This is a genomic window from Micromonospora sp. NPDC004336 (assembly GCF_053602615.1).
In genome coordinates this window covers 29,492-45,718 of the sequence record NZ_JBSGDY010000032.1, presented here as the reverse complement: position 1 = coordinate 45,718, position 16,227 = coordinate 29,492, and the positions used below count along the sequence as shown (strand labels likewise).

The following is a 16,227-nucleotide window of genomic DNA, read 5'->3' as shown; positions in this document are numbered from 1 at the left end:
AGAGGACGATCGATGACTCACCTGCGCGCACCGGGGACGGGGCCCGACACGTCGGCGGCGTCGGCCGAGGGGGGCGCGGCGGGCGCCGCCGACGACGGCCACCGGCGGTGGCGCCCGGGCGGCCGGGGCGAACTCGTCGAGCGGCTCTTCGCCGTGCAGAGCCTCTTCGCGCTGCTGCTGGTCTTCGTGCTGGCCGTCGCCGTCTCGCCCCGCCGCGACGGCGAGATCCTCTTCCTGTCCACGGAGAACCTGGGCAACATCGTCCGCGCGGTCTCCGAGATCGGCATCATCGCGGTCGGCATGACGTTCGTCGTCCTGCTCGGCGGCATCGACCTCTCCGTCGGCGCGATCCTCGGCCTGTCCGCCGTCGGCACCGCGACCCTGATGGTGGACTCCGGGCTCGGCATCCTGCCGGCGGTCGCCGTCGTCCTGCTGATCGGCGCGCTCTTCGGCGCGCTGCAGGGCTACGCGACGGCGCGGCTCGGCATCCAGTCGTTCATCGTCACCCTCGCCGGCCTCCAGGTCGCGCGCGGCCTCGCCCGGATCTGGTCCGGCGGGCTCGGCATCCCGATCGCCTACGGCGACGGCCCGCAGGAGGCGCCACCGGCGTTCGAGATCCTCAACGGCACCGTCAACGGCGTGCTGCCGGTCCCGGCGGTGCTGTTCGTCGGCATCGGCGTGGCCGCGATCGTCGTGCTGCGCAAGACGGCGTTCGCCCGCCACGTCTACGCCATCGGCGGCAACGAGAAGGCCGCCCGGCTCTCGGGCGTGCCAGTGCTGCGGGTCAAGGTCGCCGTGTTCGCCGTCGCCGGCCTGCTCGCCGCGGTGGCCGGCATCATCCACGCGGGACAGCTCAACCAGGGCAGCCCCAACGACGGCGCCGGCTACGAACTCGACGCCATCGCGGCGGTGGTCATCGGCGGCACCAGCCTGGCCGGGGGCACCGGCTCGATGGGCGGCACGCTCGCCGGGGCGCTGCTGCTCGGCATCCTCAACAACATCCTCGCGCTCAACAACATCGACGCCAACGTGCAGCTACTGATCAAGGGACTGGTGATCGTGGCCGCCGCCGGGCTGCAGAAGCTGCGCCGCAGCATCGTCTGAACCGCCACCCGACAAGGAGCGTCCTCATGCGCACCCGAACCGTCCTGCTCGCGCTGCTGTGCACCGGCGCGCTCGCCGCCTCCGGCGCGTGCAGCGTGGAGAAACCGTCCGACGTCGGCGACGCCGCGGCCGCCGACTGCGGCGCCGGCAAGGACTTCCTCATCGGCATGTCGCAGGCCAACAACGCCGAGCCCTACCGGCAGGTCATGAACAACGACGTGCAGACGGCGGCGAGGTCCGTCCCCGGGTTCAGCGTGGTGGTCTCCGACGCGGCGCAGGACAACAGCAAGCAGGTCGCCGACGTGGAGAACTTCCTCACCCAGAAGATCGACCTGCTGATCATCTCGCCGAACGAGGCCAAGCCGCTGACCGCGGTGGTGCGCAAGGCGTACGACCGGGGCGTCCCGGTAATCGTGCTCGACCGCAAGGTCGAGGGGGAGGCGTACACCGCCTTCATCGGCGGGGACAACGTCGCGATCGGCAGGGCCGCCGGCGAGTTCTACGCGACGACCCTGCTACCCACCGGCGGCAAGGTCATCGAGATCGCCGGTCTGCCCGGCTCCACCCCGGCGGCCGAGCGCGCCCGGGGCTTCCGGGAGGGCGTCGCCGCCAACCCGAAGATCGAGATCGTCGCCTCGCAGCCCGGGGACTGGCTGCGCGAGAAGGGGCAGTCGGTCGCCGACGCGCTGCTCAAGGCGCACCCGGACGTGGCGGCGGTGTACGCCCACAACGATCCGATGGCCGAGGGCGCGTACCTGGCCGCGAAGGCGGCCGGGCTGCACACGAAGGTCAGGTTCACCGGCATCGACGCCCTTCCGGTGCCGTCGGGCGGCATCAGGGCCGTCGAGCAGGGCCGGCTCGCGGCGACCTTCCAGTACGCCACCGGCGGTCGGGAGGCCGTCGACCTGGCCCGCAGGATCCTGGTCGACTGCGACAAGGACGTCCCGCGCACCACCACGCTCGACACGATGCGGATCACCAGGGAGAACGCCGCCGAGGCGTACGCCAAGCTCGGCGGCGTCTCCTGAGCGCCGCCCGGCACGGCCGGACGGGCCCGACCCGGACCCGGAGGACGGGGGAGACCCGGCATGACGGTGGCGGCGGTGGTCGGCGTCGACGTCGGCACGTCCAGCAGCAAGGGCGTCCTCGTCGACCTGTCCGGGCGGGTGCTGCGCCGCCGCGTCCGGGAGCACCGGGTGGACCGGCCGCGACCCGCCCGAGCCAGGTACCGACGAGCCAGTGGAGGAAGTCAACCCGTGAGCAGCTACGCCATGCCGGCGCCGGTCGAGCCGCCGGTCGCCGACCCCCGTACCGTCTACACCGTCGCCAGCGGTGACCTGCGGCTGAGCGCCAACGTCACCGGCTGGCCGACGCAGCAACGCCTGGAGGCCGACCTCGCCGCCGCGGTCACCGCCCTGGGCTGGCACACCCGGCGGGCCCACCCGGTGGACCCGGTCACCGGTCACGGCTTCATCGACAGCCAGCGCGCCGGCATCGAGGTCTTCCAGCAGATCCCGCTCGACGCCCCGCTGATGGTGGTGGAGGCGGTGTGGCAGTACAGCCACCACGTGCTGGCCGGGCTGCGCGCCCACCGCGGGCCGATCCTGCTGGTGGCGAACTGGAGCGGGCGGTTTCCCGGCCTGGTCGGCCTGCTCAACCTCGCCGGCAGCCTGACCAAGGCGGGCGTGCCCTACTCGGCGCTGTGGAGCGAGGACTTCACCGACGAGTGGGCCCGCGACGGGCTGAAGTCCTGGCTGGAGACCGGCGAGGTGGTCCACGACGAGAGCCACGTGCGCGACCTGCCGCCGCTGCCGGCCGACCCCGAGGTCGAACTCGGCGTGGCGCTGGCCCGCCAGCTCCAGCGGCGGCCGGCCGTCGTCGGCGTCTTCGACGAGGGCTGCATGGGCATGTACAACGCGATCATCGACGACGAGCTGCTCAACCCGCTCGGCATCTTCAAGGAACGGCTGTCGCAGAGCGCGTTGGTGGCCGAGATGGGGCGGGTGCCCGACGAGGAGGCGCTCGCGGTGCGGGCGTGGCTCGACGCCGCCGGCATGACCTTCCACACCGGCACGGACGAGGCCACCGAGCTGACCGACGGCCAACTGCTCAGCCAGTTCAAGATGTACGTCGCCGCGCTGCGCATCGCCGACGACTTCGGCCTCGACGCGGTCGGCATCCAGTACCAGCAGGGGCTCAAGGACACGGTCCCGGCGAGCGACCTGGCCGAGGGGCTGCTGAACGACGTGACGCGGCCGCCGGTCACCAGCCGGGACGGCTCGCGCGAGCTCTACCCGGGACGGGCCCTGCCGCACTTCAACGAGGTCGACGAGGGCGTCGCGGTGGACTCGCTGATCACCAACCGGATCTGGACGGCGATGGGGATGGATCCGGCGACGACCCTGCACGACATCCGCTGGGGAGAGCGGTACGGGCCGGACTTCGTCTGGGTGTTCGAGATCTCCGGATCGGTGCCCGCGTCCCACAACGGCGGCTACGACCGGTCGTACAGCATGCGGCAGCCGCCGATGTACTTCCCGCTGGGCGGCGGCACCCTCAGCGGCGTCTCCCGGCCGGGCGAGATCGTCTGGTCCCGGATCTTCGTCATGGACCGGGTGCTCCACGCCGACCTGGGCCGGGGCACCGTGGTGGAGCTGCCGGCCGCCGAGACGCGGCGTCGGCTGGCGGCCACCACCCCGCAGTGGCCGATCATGCACGCGGTGCTGCACGGCGTCGGCCGGGACCAGTTGATGGCCCGGCACAAGGCCAACCACGTCAACGTGGTCTACGCCGACGACGCCGACGCCGCCGACCGTGCCCTGCGCGTCAAGGCCGCGATGCTCGACGCCCTCGGGGTGCGGGTGCACCTGTGCGGTGACGTCCGCGTGTGACGCCGGGACGGCGCCCCACCGCCGGCCCGCCGGTCGGCGCGGCCCCCGGCCGCCCGGCTGTCAGGCCGGCCGGGGCGGGGACGGCACCGAGCTCTCGCGGATCCGCAGCGCCGTCCTCAGGGTGACGGTCGAGGACGCCTTGCCGGGGTTGGCGATCCGCTCGGTGAGCAGCGACGCGGCGGCCCGACCCAGGTCGTACGTGGGCTGCGCGACGGTGCTCAGCGAGGGGCGGACCAGCGGCGCCCAGGGGATGTCGTCGAACCCGACCACGCCGCACCCGGTGGGTACGCCGACGCCCCGGTCGACCAGGCACCGCATCGCGCCGACCGTCATCAGGTTGTTGGCGACGAAGACCGCGTCCGGCGGCTCGACCGCGCCCAGCAGGGACGCCATGGCCTGGTAACCGCCGTCCTCCCGGTAGTCGGCGTACCGGATCAGGTCCTCCGTCACGGCCCGGCCGGACGCCTGCAGGGCCTGCCGGTACCCACGCAACCGCTGGACCGCCGTGGAGATCCGCCGCGGCCCGGTGACGCAGGCGATCCGCCGGTAGCCGCTGTCGACCAGGTGGGCCGTCGCCAGCTCGGCCCCGTGGACGTTGTCCACCAGCACGGTGTCCACGGCCACCCCGTGGGGCTGCCGGTCGATGGCCACGACCGGCATCCTGGCCTCGGTGAGCCGGTTGATCAGGGCGGGCCGGCCCGAGGAGGAGATGATCACGCCGGCCATCCGCTGGGCCAGGGCCGCCGTCACGTAGCGGGTCTCCTTGTCGGGATCCTCGTCGCCGTTGCAGAGGACCACCGAGAACCCCGCCTCCTGCGCCACGTCCTCGATGCCGCGCACCAGCGAGGTGAAGAACGGGTTGTTGATGTCGGAGATGATCACGGCCCAGAGGCTGGTGCGCTGCCGGCGCAGGCTCCGCGCCACCGCGTTGGGGCGGTAGTTCAGGTCGAGCATCGCCTGGCGTACCCGCGCCGCGAGACCCGCGTCCACCGACGAGTGCCCGTTGAGCACCCTGGACACCGTGGACGCCGAGACCTCGGCCGCTCGCGCCACGTCGTAGATGGTCGTCATGCGGCCGTCCCCCGTCGGTGTCCCTGGGCCCAGTCCCGCGCCGAACCTGCGTGCCCGGGCGTCCGGTGCGGTCGACCGTTCGAGGACGGTCAGCCTGGGATCCTAGCGGGCGGGCAATCGATTTCTGTCATCCAGGCGACCGCATCGACCTCGATGCCGCGGGCAGGGGCGGGGGAGGTCGCGCCTTCGGGGGCCGGGTGCCGACGGGCGGGCGGCGCGGCGCCGACCGCCCCGGGGGCGGGCACGGAGCGTCGGAGGCGATGGCCGCTCAGCCGGCCGGGCGCCGGGTGCGCGCGTAGTGCCGGGCGGCCTTGGCCCGGTTGCCGCAGCCGGCCATGGAGCACCAGCGGCGGCTGCCCTTCGGGCTGGTGTCGTAGAAGTGCAGGACGCAGTCCGGATGGGCGCAGCGTCGCACCCGGTCGGGGCGCTCCGCCAGCAGCGCGAGGTAGGAGTCCGCCGCCTGCCAGGCCGTCAGGTGAGCGGGGTCGTCGACCCGTGCGGTGGTCGCCGGCCCGTCCGGCCCGACGCTGCGCGTGAGGTGCCCCCAGGCGAGCACGGCGTTCAGGTCGGCGATCGCCGCCGGTGCGGCCGGGTCGGTGACGTGCGCCCGGATCGCCTCGCGCGCCACCAGCAGCGCCCGGCGGACCGGCTCGGTGGCCGGGTGGCGGGGACGGTCGTTGCTGGCCAGCCAGAGCCGGGTGCCCGCCAGGTCGCTGAGCAGGTCGTGCGGGCCCTCGGCGTCCACCCAGATCGTGTTGAGCAGGTCCAGGCCGAGCGGTTCGCCGACGAGTGGCCGCGGATCGTGCGCACGTCCCTCGCCACTCATGTCGCCACCCTAACCCATGAGGTCGGCTTGACCGGTTACACTCTAACCCCTAACGTAGCGGCCACCGGTTAGAAGTGCCGATGACCCGGCGCGACCGCATCGAAGGAGTCCCATGACCACGCTCGCCGCCCCGACCGCCCTGAAGACCGGGCATGTCGGGCTCAACGTCACCGACCTCGACCGCTCGATCGACTTCTACCGGGCGGTGCTCGGGCTCGACGTGCAGGCCGAGGGCAAGGAGGAGGGACGGCGCTTCGTGTTCCTCGGCCGCGACGGGCACATGCTCGTGGCGCTGTGGGAGCAGTCGGAGGGCGGCTTCCCCACCGACCGTCCCGGGCTGCACCACCTGTCGTTCCAGGTCGAGTCGATCGCGGAGGTGGAGGCCGTCCAGGCGACCCTGAAGGCGCTCGGCGCGGAGTTCGCGTACGACGGCATCGTCCCGCACGGCGAGGGGGCCTCCTCCGGCGGCGTGTTCTTCGTCGACCCCGACGGCATCCGGCTCGAGGTGTACGCCCCGACCGGGGCCGACCCGGCCGCCGCCCCGGTCAGCGGCGTCCCCACCTGCGGCTTCTTCTAGGCCGGCCGACGCGGTGCCGGCCCGTGCCGCCGGGTCGGCACCGCCGCCGCTCCTGCCGATCGACAGCCGGAGGAGGCTGTGATGATCCAGTACCACCCCGGGGAACTCGCCGCGCAGCGGCGGGCCGGAGTCGCCGAGCAGGCGGAGTACTCCCGCCTGGCGATCGGCACGACGCTCCCGCCGCCGGCCGTGCGGTTCCTGACCGAACAGCCCATGATCGTCGTCGGCGCGGCGGACGACGACGGGCGCATGTGGGCGACCCTGCTCACCGGGCCGGCCGGCTTCATCAGCGCCCCCGACGAGCGGACCGTCGACGTCGGGACACGTCCGGTGCCCGGCGACCCGCTCGCCCCGGTCCTCGCCCGACCGGCCCAGGTGGGCTCGATCGCCATCGAGGCCGGCACCCGACGCCGGATGCGGCTCAACGGCGTCAGCCACCCCAGGCCCGCCGGACTCCGGATCACCGCCGAGCAGGTGTACGCCAACTGCCCAAAGTACATCCAGCAGCGGACCCCGCAGCGCGCCGCCGACACCCGACCGACCGCGCCACCGGTCGTCGGCGAGACGCTCACCCCGAGCCAGCAGGAGTTCGTCCGGCGGGCCGACACCTTCTTCGTGGCCACCCGCTCGACGGCCGGTGCGTGCGACGCCTCGCACCGGGGCGGCAACCCCGGCTTCGTGCGGGTGCTCTCGCCCGACCGGCTGCGCTGGCCGGACTACGTCGGCAACGCCATGATGATGACCCTCGGCAACCTTCAGCAGGACCCGGCCGCCGGCCTGCTGCTGGTCGACTGGCTCTCCGGCACGACCCTGCACCTCACCGGCGCCGCCCGGGTCGACTGGGACCCGGCCGTGCCGATGCCCGGCGCCCAGCGGGTGGTCGACTTCCGCGTCGAGCGCGTCGTCCAGATCGACCACGCCAGCCCGCTCACCTGGAGCGTGCCCAGCTACTCACGCTTCAACCCCACCCTCGATCCGGAGACGACCAAGCCATGACCGTGACCGTCGACCTCGACCTGTGCCAGAACCACGGCCAGTGCGTGTACGCCGCGCCCGAGGTGTTCGCGTTCGACGAGGACGAAGTCCTGACCTACGAACCGGAACCGCCGCAGTCGCGACACGACCAGGTGCGCGCCGCCGTCGCCGCCTGTCCCGTCCGCGCCATCCGCCTGGTGGGCGAACCATGAGCGACCCGCGGCGGATCGTGGTGGTCGGCGCGTCGCTGGCCGGGCTGCGTGCCGCCGAGGCGCTGCGACGGTCCGGCTACGCGGGCGAACTCGTGCTGGTCGGCGACGAGCCCCACCTGCCGTACGACCGACCGCCGCTCACCAAGCAGGTCCTCGACGGCGGGTGGCGGCCGGAACGGACGACCCTGCCCGTCCCGGCGGGGCTCGATGTCACGTGGCGGTTGGGCGTGGCCGCCGGCGGGCTCGACGTCTCCGCCCACGTGGTGCGTCTCGCCGACGGCACCCGGCTGCCCTACGACGGGGCGGTGCTAGCCACCGGCGCCCGCGCCCGGCGCTGGCCCGGTCCCACGGCGCCGGCCGGCGTGCACACCGTCCGGGGGCTCGACGACGCGACCGCGGTGGCCGAGGCGCTGCCCCGGGCCGCCCGGCTGCTCGTCGTCGGCGCCGGCTTCCTCGGCGGGGAGGTGGCCGCGGCGGCCCGCGCCCTCGGCGTCGCGGTGACCCTCGTCGAGCCCCGGGAGCTGCCGCTGCTCGCGCCCGCCGGCCCGCACGTCGGACGGTTCGTGGCCGCCCTGCACCGCGCCAACGGCGTCGACCTGCGGCTCGGCGTCGGGGTCCGGGCCCTCACCGCCAACGGCCGGGGCGAGCTGACCGGGGCCGAGCTGACCGACGGCGCCCGCGTCGCGGCGGACCTGGCGGTCCTCGCGCTCGGGGCGGAGCCGAACGTCGAGTGGCTCGCCGGGTCCGGACTGCGCGTCGACGCGGGGCTGGTCTGCGACGGATACTGCCGACCCCTGCGACACGACGGACGGCCCGCGCCGGACGTGGTCGCCGCCGGGGACCTGACCCGGTGGCCGCACCCGCTGGCCGGCGACGAACTGGTCTCGCTCGGGCACTGGAGCAACGCCGTCGAGCAGGCCTCCGTCGCGGCGCAGACCCTGCTGCGGCCCGACACGTCGCCCGGCTACCGACCGGTGCCGTCCTTCTGGTCGGACCTGTACGGCGTGCGGTTGCGCTCGGTCGGGCTGCCACACCTCGCTGACACCACGGAGGTGGTCGAGCGCGACGACGCCGGACACCGCCTGGTCGTCACGTACCACCGCGGCGGTCGGCTCGTCGGCGCCCTCACCGCCAACCGGACCAGCCGGCTCGCCCACTACCAGGCGCTGATCCAGCGCCGCCTCACCAACCCGCAGCCCGTTTCCCTACCCGCCTGAGGAGCGCCATGAGCACCCCGATCGTCCCCCCGTTCACCGCCGAGACCGCCGCCGAGAAGGTACGGATCGCGCAGGACCTGTGGAACACCCGTGACCCCGAGCGGGTGGCCCTCGCGTACACGGCCGACAGCCGCTGGCGGAACCGCGACGAGTTCCTCAGCGGACGCGACGAGATCGTTCGCTTCCTCACCCGCAAGTGGCAGCGCGAGCGCGACTACCGCCTGGTCAAGCAGCTCTGGGCCTGGACCGACGACCGGATCGCGGTGCGCTTCGAGTACGAGAGCCGCGACGCGGACGGGCAGTGGTGGCGCAGCCACGGCAACGAGCTGTGGCAGTTCGCCCCGGACGGGCTGATGGCCGTCCGCGACGCCAGCATCAACGACTACCGCATCGAGCCGTCGGAGCGGCGCCTCTGACGCCCCCGGTGGGCCCACCGGGGGCGGGACGCCGGAGCCGGTCGCACCCGCGGACGGTGCACCGGGGCCGCGCGTCGCGGACCGTGCCCCGGGGCCGCGCGTCGCGGACGGTGCACCGGGGCCGCGTGTCGCAGTGAACCCGGGTTCCCTCGTGCGCGGCGCCGGTGGCGGCCGGATGACGGCTCTCCGCCGGCCCGGGCCGATACCGGCTCCGGCACGGCGACCCGTCGCAGGGCCTGAGATCAGCGGACGGCGGCCATATAGTGGCGGGAACGCACAAGGATCCACCTGTCCAGCGACTTGCCGGAGGTCCGTCGGTGATGCAGGTCTACTACCTCGAGATCGTGACCAGGGAAGTCGACGTGGTGTGTGCCGCCTACGCGGCAGCGAACGGGGTGGAGTTCGGCGAGCCGGACGCCGGGCTCGGCAACGCCCGGACGGCCGCGATGCCGGGCGGCGGGCTGGTGGGGGTACGGGCCCCGTTGCGCGACACCGAGGAGCCGGTGGTGCGGCCCTACTGGCTGGTCGACGACATCAAGGCGGCCGTCGCGGCGGTGGCGGAGGCCGGCGGCGAGATAGCCGTGGAGCCGTTGGAGATTCCCGGGCGCGGCACCTTCGCCATCTACGTCCTGGGCGGCAACGACCACGGCCTCTGGCAGCGGTAGACCCACAGGTGCGCCGGGCCGCCACGACGCGGCCGGCGGCGGGCGCAACCGGTGACGCACGTCCGGGCGGGGTCTGCGATCGACCGCCCGGAGGGCTGCGACCAGGTGTCGACTGCCGGCACCTCTCCTGCTGTGTCAGGTGCGGCAGAGGATCTCGCCGTGCAGGACGACGAACCAGCCGTCGTCCGCCGCGGCCCACTCCCGCCAGCCCAGCGAGATGCGGCGCAGATCCGCCTCGGTGGCCATGTCGGACGTCACCAGCTGCCGGGCCAGGTCCGAGCGCAGGATCCGCTCCGCCCACATCCCGCCCCACCACAGGCGGTCCTCGGGGGTGGCGAAGCACCAGGTGCTCGCGGTGGCGGTGACGTCGTCGAAACCGGCGGCGCGGGCCCAGGAGAGCAGGCGCCGGCCGGCGTCCGGCTCGCCGCGGTTGGCGCGGGCGGCCCGCTGGTAAAGGGCCAGCCACTCGTCCAGCACCGGGAGGTTCGGGAACCAGGTGAACGCCGCGTAGTCGCTGTCCCGGGCGGCGACGAGGCCGCCGGGGCGGCAGACCCGCCGCATCTCGCGCAGCGCCCGCACCGGATCGGCCACGTGCTGGAGCACCTGGTGGGCGTGGACCACGTCGAAGGTGTCGTCGGCGAAGTCGAGGGAGTGCACGTCGGAGACCGCGAAGCCGACGTTGTCCCGGCCGCGCGCGGCGGCCTCGGTCTGGGCGAGCCGCAGCGCCTCGGGGCTGATCTCGACGGCGGTGACGCGGCCGGGCGCCAGCCGGGCGGCGAGGTCGGCGGTGATGGTGCCCGGCCCGCAGCCGACGTCGAGCAGGGACGCGCCCGGGGCGAGGTGGGGCAGCAGGTAGGCGGCCGAGTTCTCCGCGGTCCGCCAGCGGTGCGACCGCAACACCGACTCATGGTGCCCGTGCGTGTAGACGTTCTCGGCACTCACCATCGCAGCCCCACCTCCCGGACGACGCCCTGACGGGCCCGCCGAGCATAGCCCCGATATCTCGGAATACAGGACAGTCGTCCTGGCAAATGAGATGGCGCCGCCGGAAGTCACACCAGCCGGAGACCGTGCCTTTCGACAAGACCCACCAGGCCGGCGTGCACGAGGGGAAGGTCGCCCAGCTCGCTGATCCCGACCCAGGCGACGTCGTCATGCTCGTCAGGCGCCCGGTTGGCCGGGGAGCCGACCCACTTACCGACGTGCCAGACGCCCACCCGAACGGCGTTGTCACCCTCGCCGAGATGCAAGTCGCCCAACCGTGACGAGGACTCCGCCACGATGCGAACACCGAGCTCCTCGTGCAGCTCGCGCGCGAGGGCCTGTAGTTCCGACTCACCCGCTTCGACATGCCCCCCGGGCAGATCCCAGAGATCCGGGTACGCCTGGCGGGTCGCCCTGCGGTGTACCAGCAGGACCGCGCCGTTCTCGACGAGTGCGCCTGTGACGACGACATGCATGACGGGATCACAGCACAGGGGTGGGACAGCCTCGCTTCGGCCGCGGGGCCGCGTAGCCGCCTCCGGCCCTCGCTCGGCGCGACGGGCGCCGGTCAGGTGCCGGGGCAGCGGTCGATGATGACAAATGGGTTGCACCGGCGCCGGGGGAGGGTTTGACTGCTCCCCATGCCTTCCTCCGCACCGATCTTCGTCGCGGGTACGGGTCGTTCGGGGACGTCGCGGATCGCCGACATCATCGGCGAACACCCGCTGATCCACCGGATCCCCATGGAGACCAGGTTTCTCGTCGACCCGGGTGGCCTGCGGGACCTGGCCGACGCGCTCACCGTCCGATACGACCCCACCGTCGGTGAGGACGCCCTGCACCGGCTGAGCGACTTCCTCACCGTACGAGTGCCCGGCCGGCGCGACGACCGCGGCAAGACCGTTCCCGAGCTGGTCGGCGAGCAGCGCTACCGGGACGCGGTGCAACAGCTCTGGCCGCAGTTGGTCGCGTGCGCCTACGACGAACCCGCGCCGGCGGAGGGCTTCGGGAACGCCGACCGGCCCGCCGGGCCGTTCGAGCCGCTGAGTCGCCGGCGGATCCTTCCCAGGTACTTCGACGACCGGGGCGAACTGCTCGGAATCCTGCGGGGCCTGGTCGACACCCTGTTCGGCGGGGCGGCCGCCGACGCGGGCAAGCCGGCCTGGTGCGAGAAGACACCGTTCAACCTGCTGTGCATGGAGTTCCTCTGGGAACTGGTCCCCGAAGCGACCATCGTGCACATCAAGCGTCACCCGGTCTCGGTGCTCGCATCCCACCTGGCCCAGCCATGGGCGCCGCCCACCGTCGACGGCGCGCTCGCCTACCTCAAGCCGGTCTACCAGCGGTGGCTCACCTGGAAGAGCACGTTCGACCTGACGGGCAGGCGATACGTCGAGGTGAAGGCGGAAGACCTCGCAGCCGACTGGCCCGGGCAGCGCCGCGCGCTGTTCGAACGGCTCGGCGTCGACGACTTCGCCACCCCGTCGGCGTTCGAGCCGCACCGGCTGACGGGCCGCACCGGCCAGTTCGACCGCGAGACCCGCGAGTTCGTCGAGGAGGCGCTCGGCGACGTCATCCCGGCCATGGGATACGAGTGACGGTGCCGACCGGCCCGGCGCAGGCGAAGGAGCTGTAGCGGGCGGGGCCGCACGCCGGCCGTGATGGTGCCGGCTGGGTGTCACCACCCACCCGGGCCGCGGTGAGGGATCGGGTCGGGTTTCGCGGGCCCGGCTCAGACCCTGGCAGCACCGACCGAGCTCGGCTCCTCGGGCAGCGCCGCGTCGCCGGCCCGGTCGGCCACCCGACGGTAGGCGGCCCAGGGCAGGAAGAACTGGGTGACCGGGCCCACCGCGAGCGCGTACAGCACGGTGCCGACGCCCACGCTGCCGCCCAACAGCCAGCCCACGGCGAGCACGGTGATCTCGATCAGAGTGCGGATGAGCCGGATGGAACGCCCCGTCACGGCGGACGCGCCGGTCATCAGCCCGTCCCGGGGGCCGGGCCCGAGCCGGGCGCCGACGTAGACGGCGACGGAGAGCCCGTTGAGCACGACACCTCCGACGAGCAACCAGACCCGGGCGGGCGGACCGAGGTGCTGGGGGATGAGCGCGAGACCGAGGTCGGCTGAGCCCGCCAGGACGACGATGTTGGCGACCGTGCCGACCGTCGGCCGCTGCCGCAGCGGGATCCACAACAGCAGCACCACCGTCCCGATCACCGCGCTGGTCATGCCGAAGCTCAGCGACGTGTGCTCCTGCACCCCCTCGTACAGCACGCTCCAGGGGTTGACGCCCAGCGAGGCGCGGACCAGGACCGAGAGGCTGAACCCGTACAGCGCGAGCCCGACGAACAGCTGCGCGACGCGTCGTAGCGGACGCTCACCGAGGGGGACGTAGGCAAGCGGGGGAGGGGACGGGTTCCCGCGCGGCGTGCGTGCGAGCGCGCAGCCGCCAGCTCGCCGCGATGCTGCCCGGCCCGCCCACAACCAGGCCCGCCTACCGCCACCTGGCACAGGCGATCAGCGCCCTGATCCTGGACGGGCGGATCGCGCTGCACGTCCGGCTCCCCGCCGAACGGGATCTGGCGGCCGCGCTGGACACCAGCCGGGCCACCGTCACGGCGGTGTACGACCTGCTGCGCGAGAGCGGTTACGCGCACAGCCGCCAGGGTTCCGGCACCTGGACGGCCCTGCCCGAGGGCCGCACGCCCCGCGGCGTCACCCGGCTCCTCGGCCCCCAGGACGCCGCCATCGACCTGGCCCGGGCCGCCCCCGGCCTGCCCGGCGAGGCGCTCACCGACGCGCTGGCCCGGGTCACCCCTCGTCTGGCCGAGCACGCGCACACTCCCGGCTACCACCCCTTCGGCCTTCCCGAGCTGCGCGCCGCCATCGCCGAACGGTTCACGCGGCGGGGCCTGGCCACCGTGCCCGAACAGATCCTGCTGACCTCGGGCGCACAGCACGCGCTCACGCTCGTCCTGGGGCTGCTCTGCCGCCCCGGCGACCGGGTCATGGTCGAGAACCCGTCCTACCCGAACGCGCTGGAGGCCATGCGCCGCGCCCGGCTGCGCACCGTGTCGGTCCCCGTGACCGAGACCGGCTGGGATGCCGAGATAGCCGAATCGACACTGCGTCAGGTCGTGCCTCAGCTGGCCTATCTGATCCCCGACTTCCACAATCCGACCGGCTGCCTCATGCCCGAGCGTGAGCGCGTCCGCGTCCTGCGCGCCGCGCAACGTTCCGGCGCCTGGTTGGTCATCGACGAGACCCTGGCCGACCTCGCCCTCGACGTTCCCACCCCGCCGCCCCTCGCCTGCCACGGGACGCCCGACATGACCGGCCAGGTCATCACCATCGGCTCGATGAGCAAGACCCACTGGGCCGGCCTGCGCATCGGCTGGCTGCGTGCCTCCGCACGGCTGGTCACCGAACTCGCCGGCCAGCGGGTCGCCACCGACATGGGCGGCTCGGTCCTGGACCAGCTGCTCGCCCTCGCCCTGTTGGATCGAGCCCGGGAACTGCTGCCGCCCCGCCTGGAACAGCTGCGTCAGCAGCGCGCCGCCCTGGTCGCGGCCCTGACCGAACACATTCCGCAGTGGACCTGGCAGCCGTCACCCGGCGGCCTGTCGCTCTGGGTCGACCTGGGTGAACCCGTCGCCACAGCGCTGGCCGAGCGGGCCCTGGACTACGGGGTGCGGATCGAGAGCGGCACCTACTTCGCCACGGAGCCCGGGATCTTCGAACAGCGGCTCCGCATCCCCTACACAGCGCCATCGGATCTCCTGAACGAGGCCGTACGCCGCTTGGCCACCGCCCTCGCCGACGGGCCCGTACCGTCGTCCGCCGCTCGCCGACCACGCTGGATCGCCTGACGGCACCTCGCCGTGGGCTCAGGTGAGGACTGCGGTGCGCGGTGCGGCCGGACGCCGGTGTCCGGCCGGCGACCCCGCGCTGGTTTCCGGGCGCGGATGGTCGGGATTCGACAGTGCCGGCCTCCGCCTCGCGCTACGGTGTGGCACCGGCGGCCCGGCGATCAGGACCTACCGGGCAGAGACATGATCGACACGACGGGAGCTCTGGCCATGTCCCATGTGCGACGCTTCGACCACGTCGGCATCACCGTCGAAGATCTCGACGCCGTGACCGCCTTCTTCGTGGCGCTCGGCCTGGAGGTCGAGGGCAGGGCGTTCGTCGAGGGCGAGTTCCTGGAGACGGTCTGCGGCATTCCGGACGCCCGCACCGAGATCGTCATGCTGAGGACGCCCGGCGACGGCGCCCGCCTGGAGCTTTCGAGATTCGTGCGGCCGGAGTCAGTGCCGGGCTCGCCGGCCGCCATGGCGAACGAGCGCGGACTGCGCAACGTGTCCTTCGAGGTCGACGACCTGCGGGCCGCTGTCGACTGGGCGGCCGGCGAGGGCTACGGACTCGTCGGTGGCATCGGCGAGTACGAGGGCGCCTGGCGGATGGCCTACGTCCGGGGACCCGAAGGAATCATCGTCTCGCTGGCCGAGCGCATCGGCTGAACCAGGCGCGAGGGCCGCAGCGTCCGACCCCTGTGGTCGGCCGGCGAGCGCCGAGCCGGGCCGCCCCACGGGCAGCGGCTGCGACATCGGCGCAGCGATAGCCTGTCACCATGGCGAGCGCCGAGCTGGAAGAGTTGATCGTCCCGAACGCCGAAGCGCTGCGCGAGTGGCTGTCGGCCCACCACGCCACGTCGCCCGGCGTCTGGCTCGCCCTGACCAGGAAGGGCGGTACGGTCACCACCCTGACCTGGCAGCAGGCGGTCGACGAGGCCCTGTGTTTCGGCTGGATCGACGGGCAGGCCCGCAAGCGGGATCAGGAGACCTCCTGGATCCGGTTCACCCCTCGCCGGCCCCGCAGCTCGTGGTCACAACGCAACGTCGCCCACGTGGCCCGGCTGGAGGCGCAGGGTCGGATGCAGCCCTCCGGTCGCGCCGCGGTGGAGGCCGCGAAGGCGGACGGTCGTTGGGCCGCCGCCTACGCCCCACCGTCGGAGGCCGAGGTGCCGGCCGACCTGCGCGACGCCATCGCCGCCGACCCCGCCGCCCAGGCCATGTTCGACGTACTCACGAAGACCAACCGGTACGCTCTCATCCACCGTCTCGGCGCCGTCAAGCGGGCACAGACCCGGGAGCAGAAGATCGGCGAGTTCGTCGCCATGCTGGCCCGTCACGAGACGATCCATCCGCAGAAGGCCAGGCCTCCGCGGACGCCGTCGTCGGGAAGCCCGAGCTGAGTCGCGGCCCGGGCCGGTCACGCGCCAAGTGCGG

At 73.3% G+C, this 16,227-nt stretch carries 17 protein-coding genes and 1 pseudogene; 13 read left to right on the top strand and 5 right to left on the bottom strand.

Features of this window, described 5'->3' with window-relative positions:
• The 3 genes from ACWENR_RS10050 to ACWENR_RS10040 form a co-directional block, all read left to right on the top strand.
• Window positions 1-1,104 (top strand): ABC transporter permease (locus tag ACWENR_RS10050; RefSeq protein ID WP_452276670.1); only part of this gene is annotated, 1,104 nt, incomplete at its 5' end.
• A gap of 26 nt (window positions 1,105-1,130) precedes the next feature.
• Complete coding sequence (locus ACWENR_RS10045) at window positions 1,131-2,132, top strand: substrate-binding domain-containing protein (protein WP_452276669.1); 1,002 nt, start codon at window positions 1,131-1,133, stop codon at window positions 2,130-2,132.
• Between the two features lie 60 nt (window positions 2,133-2,192).
• Entirely contained in the window at window positions 2,193-3,995 is a 1,803-nt protein-coding gene (locus tag ACWENR_RS10040; protein ID WP_452276668.1) for a fucose isomerase, read from the top strand.
• 60 nt (window positions 3,996-4,055) lie between these two features.
• Here the strand turns inward: ACWENR_RS10040 and ACWENR_RS10035 are convergent, their stop codons facing one another.
• Window positions 4,056-5,066, bottom strand: a complete 1,011-nt coding sequence (locus ACWENR_RS10035; protein WP_452276667.1) for a LacI family DNA-binding transcriptional regulator — start codon at window positions 5,064-5,066, stop codon at window positions 4,056-4,058.
• Between the two features lie 268 nt (window positions 5,067-5,334).
• Window positions 5,335-5,892, bottom strand: coding sequence for a CGNR zinc finger domain-containing protein (locus ACWENR_RS10030; RefSeq protein WP_452276666.1), 558 nt, complete (start codon window positions 5,890-5,892; stop codon window positions 5,335-5,337).
• Between the two features lie 112 nt (window positions 5,893-6,004).
• Between ACWENR_RS10030 and ACWENR_RS10025 the strand changes: the two genes are divergently transcribed.
• The 6 genes from ACWENR_RS10025 (at window position 6,005) to ACWENR_RS10000 (ending at window position 9,954) form a co-directional block, all read left to right on the top strand.
• Window positions 6,005-6,469, top strand: a complete 465-nt coding sequence (locus tag ACWENR_RS10025) for a VOC family protein (RefSeq protein ID WP_452276665.1) — start codon at window positions 6,005-6,007, stop codon at window positions 6,467-6,469.
• Between the two features lie 81 nt (window positions 6,470-6,550).
• Window positions 6,551-7,465: a pyridoxamine 5'-phosphate oxidase family protein gene (locus tag ACWENR_RS10020; RefSeq protein WP_452276664.1), complete on the top strand. Its 915-nt coding sequence runs from the start codon at window positions 6,551-6,553 to the stop codon at window positions 7,463-7,465.
• Window positions 7,462-7,656 carry a ferredoxin gene (locus tag ACWENR_RS10015; protein ID WP_452276663.1) on the top strand — a complete coding sequence of 65 codons (195 nt, stop codon included), beginning with the start codon at window positions 7,462-7,464 and terminating at the stop codon, window positions 7,654-7,656. Before ACWENR_RS10020 ends, ACWENR_RS10015 begins: the two co-directional genes overlap by 4 nt.
• Window positions 7,653-8,873, top strand: a complete 1,221-nt coding sequence (locus ACWENR_RS10010) for an NAD(P)/FAD-dependent oxidoreductase (protein ID WP_452276662.1) — start codon at window positions 7,653-7,655, stop codon at window positions 8,871-8,873. Before ACWENR_RS10015 ends, ACWENR_RS10010 begins: the two co-directional genes overlap by 4 nt.
• A gap of 8 nt (window positions 8,874-8,881) precedes the next feature.
• Complete coding sequence (locus ACWENR_RS10005) at window positions 8,882-9,289, top strand: nuclear transport factor 2 family protein (protein WP_452276661.1); 408 nt, start codon at window positions 8,882-8,884, stop codon at window positions 9,287-9,289.
• 317 nt (window positions 9,290-9,606) lie between these two features.
• Entirely contained in the window at window positions 9,607-9,954 is a 348-nt protein-coding gene (locus tag ACWENR_RS10000) for a VOC family protein (RefSeq protein ID WP_452276660.1), read from the top strand.
• Between the two features lie 135 nt (window positions 9,955-10,089).
• Here ACWENR_RS10000 and ACWENR_RS09995 read toward each other — a convergent pair whose 3' ends face one another.
• Together ACWENR_RS09995 and ACWENR_RS09990 are read right to left on the bottom strand one after the other, a co-directional pair.
• Window positions 10,090-10,899, bottom strand: coding sequence for a class I SAM-dependent methyltransferase (locus ACWENR_RS09995; protein WP_452276659.1), 810 nt, complete (start codon window positions 10,897-10,899; stop codon window positions 10,090-10,092).
• Window positions 10,900-11,006: 107 nt separating this feature from the next.
• Window positions 11,007-11,414 carry an NUDIX domain-containing protein gene (locus ACWENR_RS09990; RefSeq protein WP_452276658.1) on the bottom strand — a complete coding sequence of 136 codons (408 nt, stop codon included), beginning with the start codon at window positions 11,412-11,414 and terminating at the stop codon, window positions 11,007-11,009.
• Between the two features lie 165 nt (window positions 11,415-11,579).
• Between ACWENR_RS09990 and ACWENR_RS09985 the strand changes: the two genes are divergently transcribed.
• Entirely contained in the window at window positions 11,580-12,536 is a 957-nt protein-coding gene (locus tag ACWENR_RS09985; protein WP_452276657.1) for a sulfotransferase family protein, read from the top strand.
• A 134-nt stretch (window positions 12,537-12,670) separates the two neighbouring features.
• Here ACWENR_RS09985 and yczE read toward each other — a convergent pair.
• Window positions 12,671-13,324, bottom strand: a pseudogene (gene yczE / locus ACWENR_RS09980) (membrane protein YczE); the annotation flags it as partial.
• A 47-nt stretch (window positions 13,325-13,371) separates the two neighbouring features.
• Here yczE and yczR point away from each other — a divergent pair.
• The 3 genes from yczR to ACWENR_RS09965 all read left to right on the top strand — a co-directional run bounded on the left by yczR (window position 13,372) and on the right by ACWENR_RS09965 (window position 16,193).
• Window positions 13,372-14,808 (top strand): MocR-like transcription factor YczR, encoded by a 1,437-nt coding sequence (gene yczR / locus ACWENR_RS09975; RefSeq protein WP_452276656.1) that lies wholly within the window; start codon window positions 13,372-13,374, stop codon window positions 14,806-14,808.
• A 210-nt stretch (window positions 14,809-15,018) separates the two neighbouring features.
• Complete coding sequence (locus tag ACWENR_RS09970; protein WP_452276655.1) at window positions 15,019-15,459, top strand: VOC family protein; 441 nt, start codon at window positions 15,019-15,021, stop codon at window positions 15,457-15,459.
• Window positions 15,460-15,569: 110 nt separating this feature from the next.
• On the top strand, window positions 15,570-16,193 hold the full coding sequence (locus ACWENR_RS09965) for a YdeI/OmpD-associated family protein (protein ID WP_452276654.1): 624 nt from the start codon (window positions 15,570-15,572) through the stop codon (window positions 16,191-16,193).
• The last annotated feature ends 34 nt before the right edge of the window (window positions 16,194-16,227 follow it).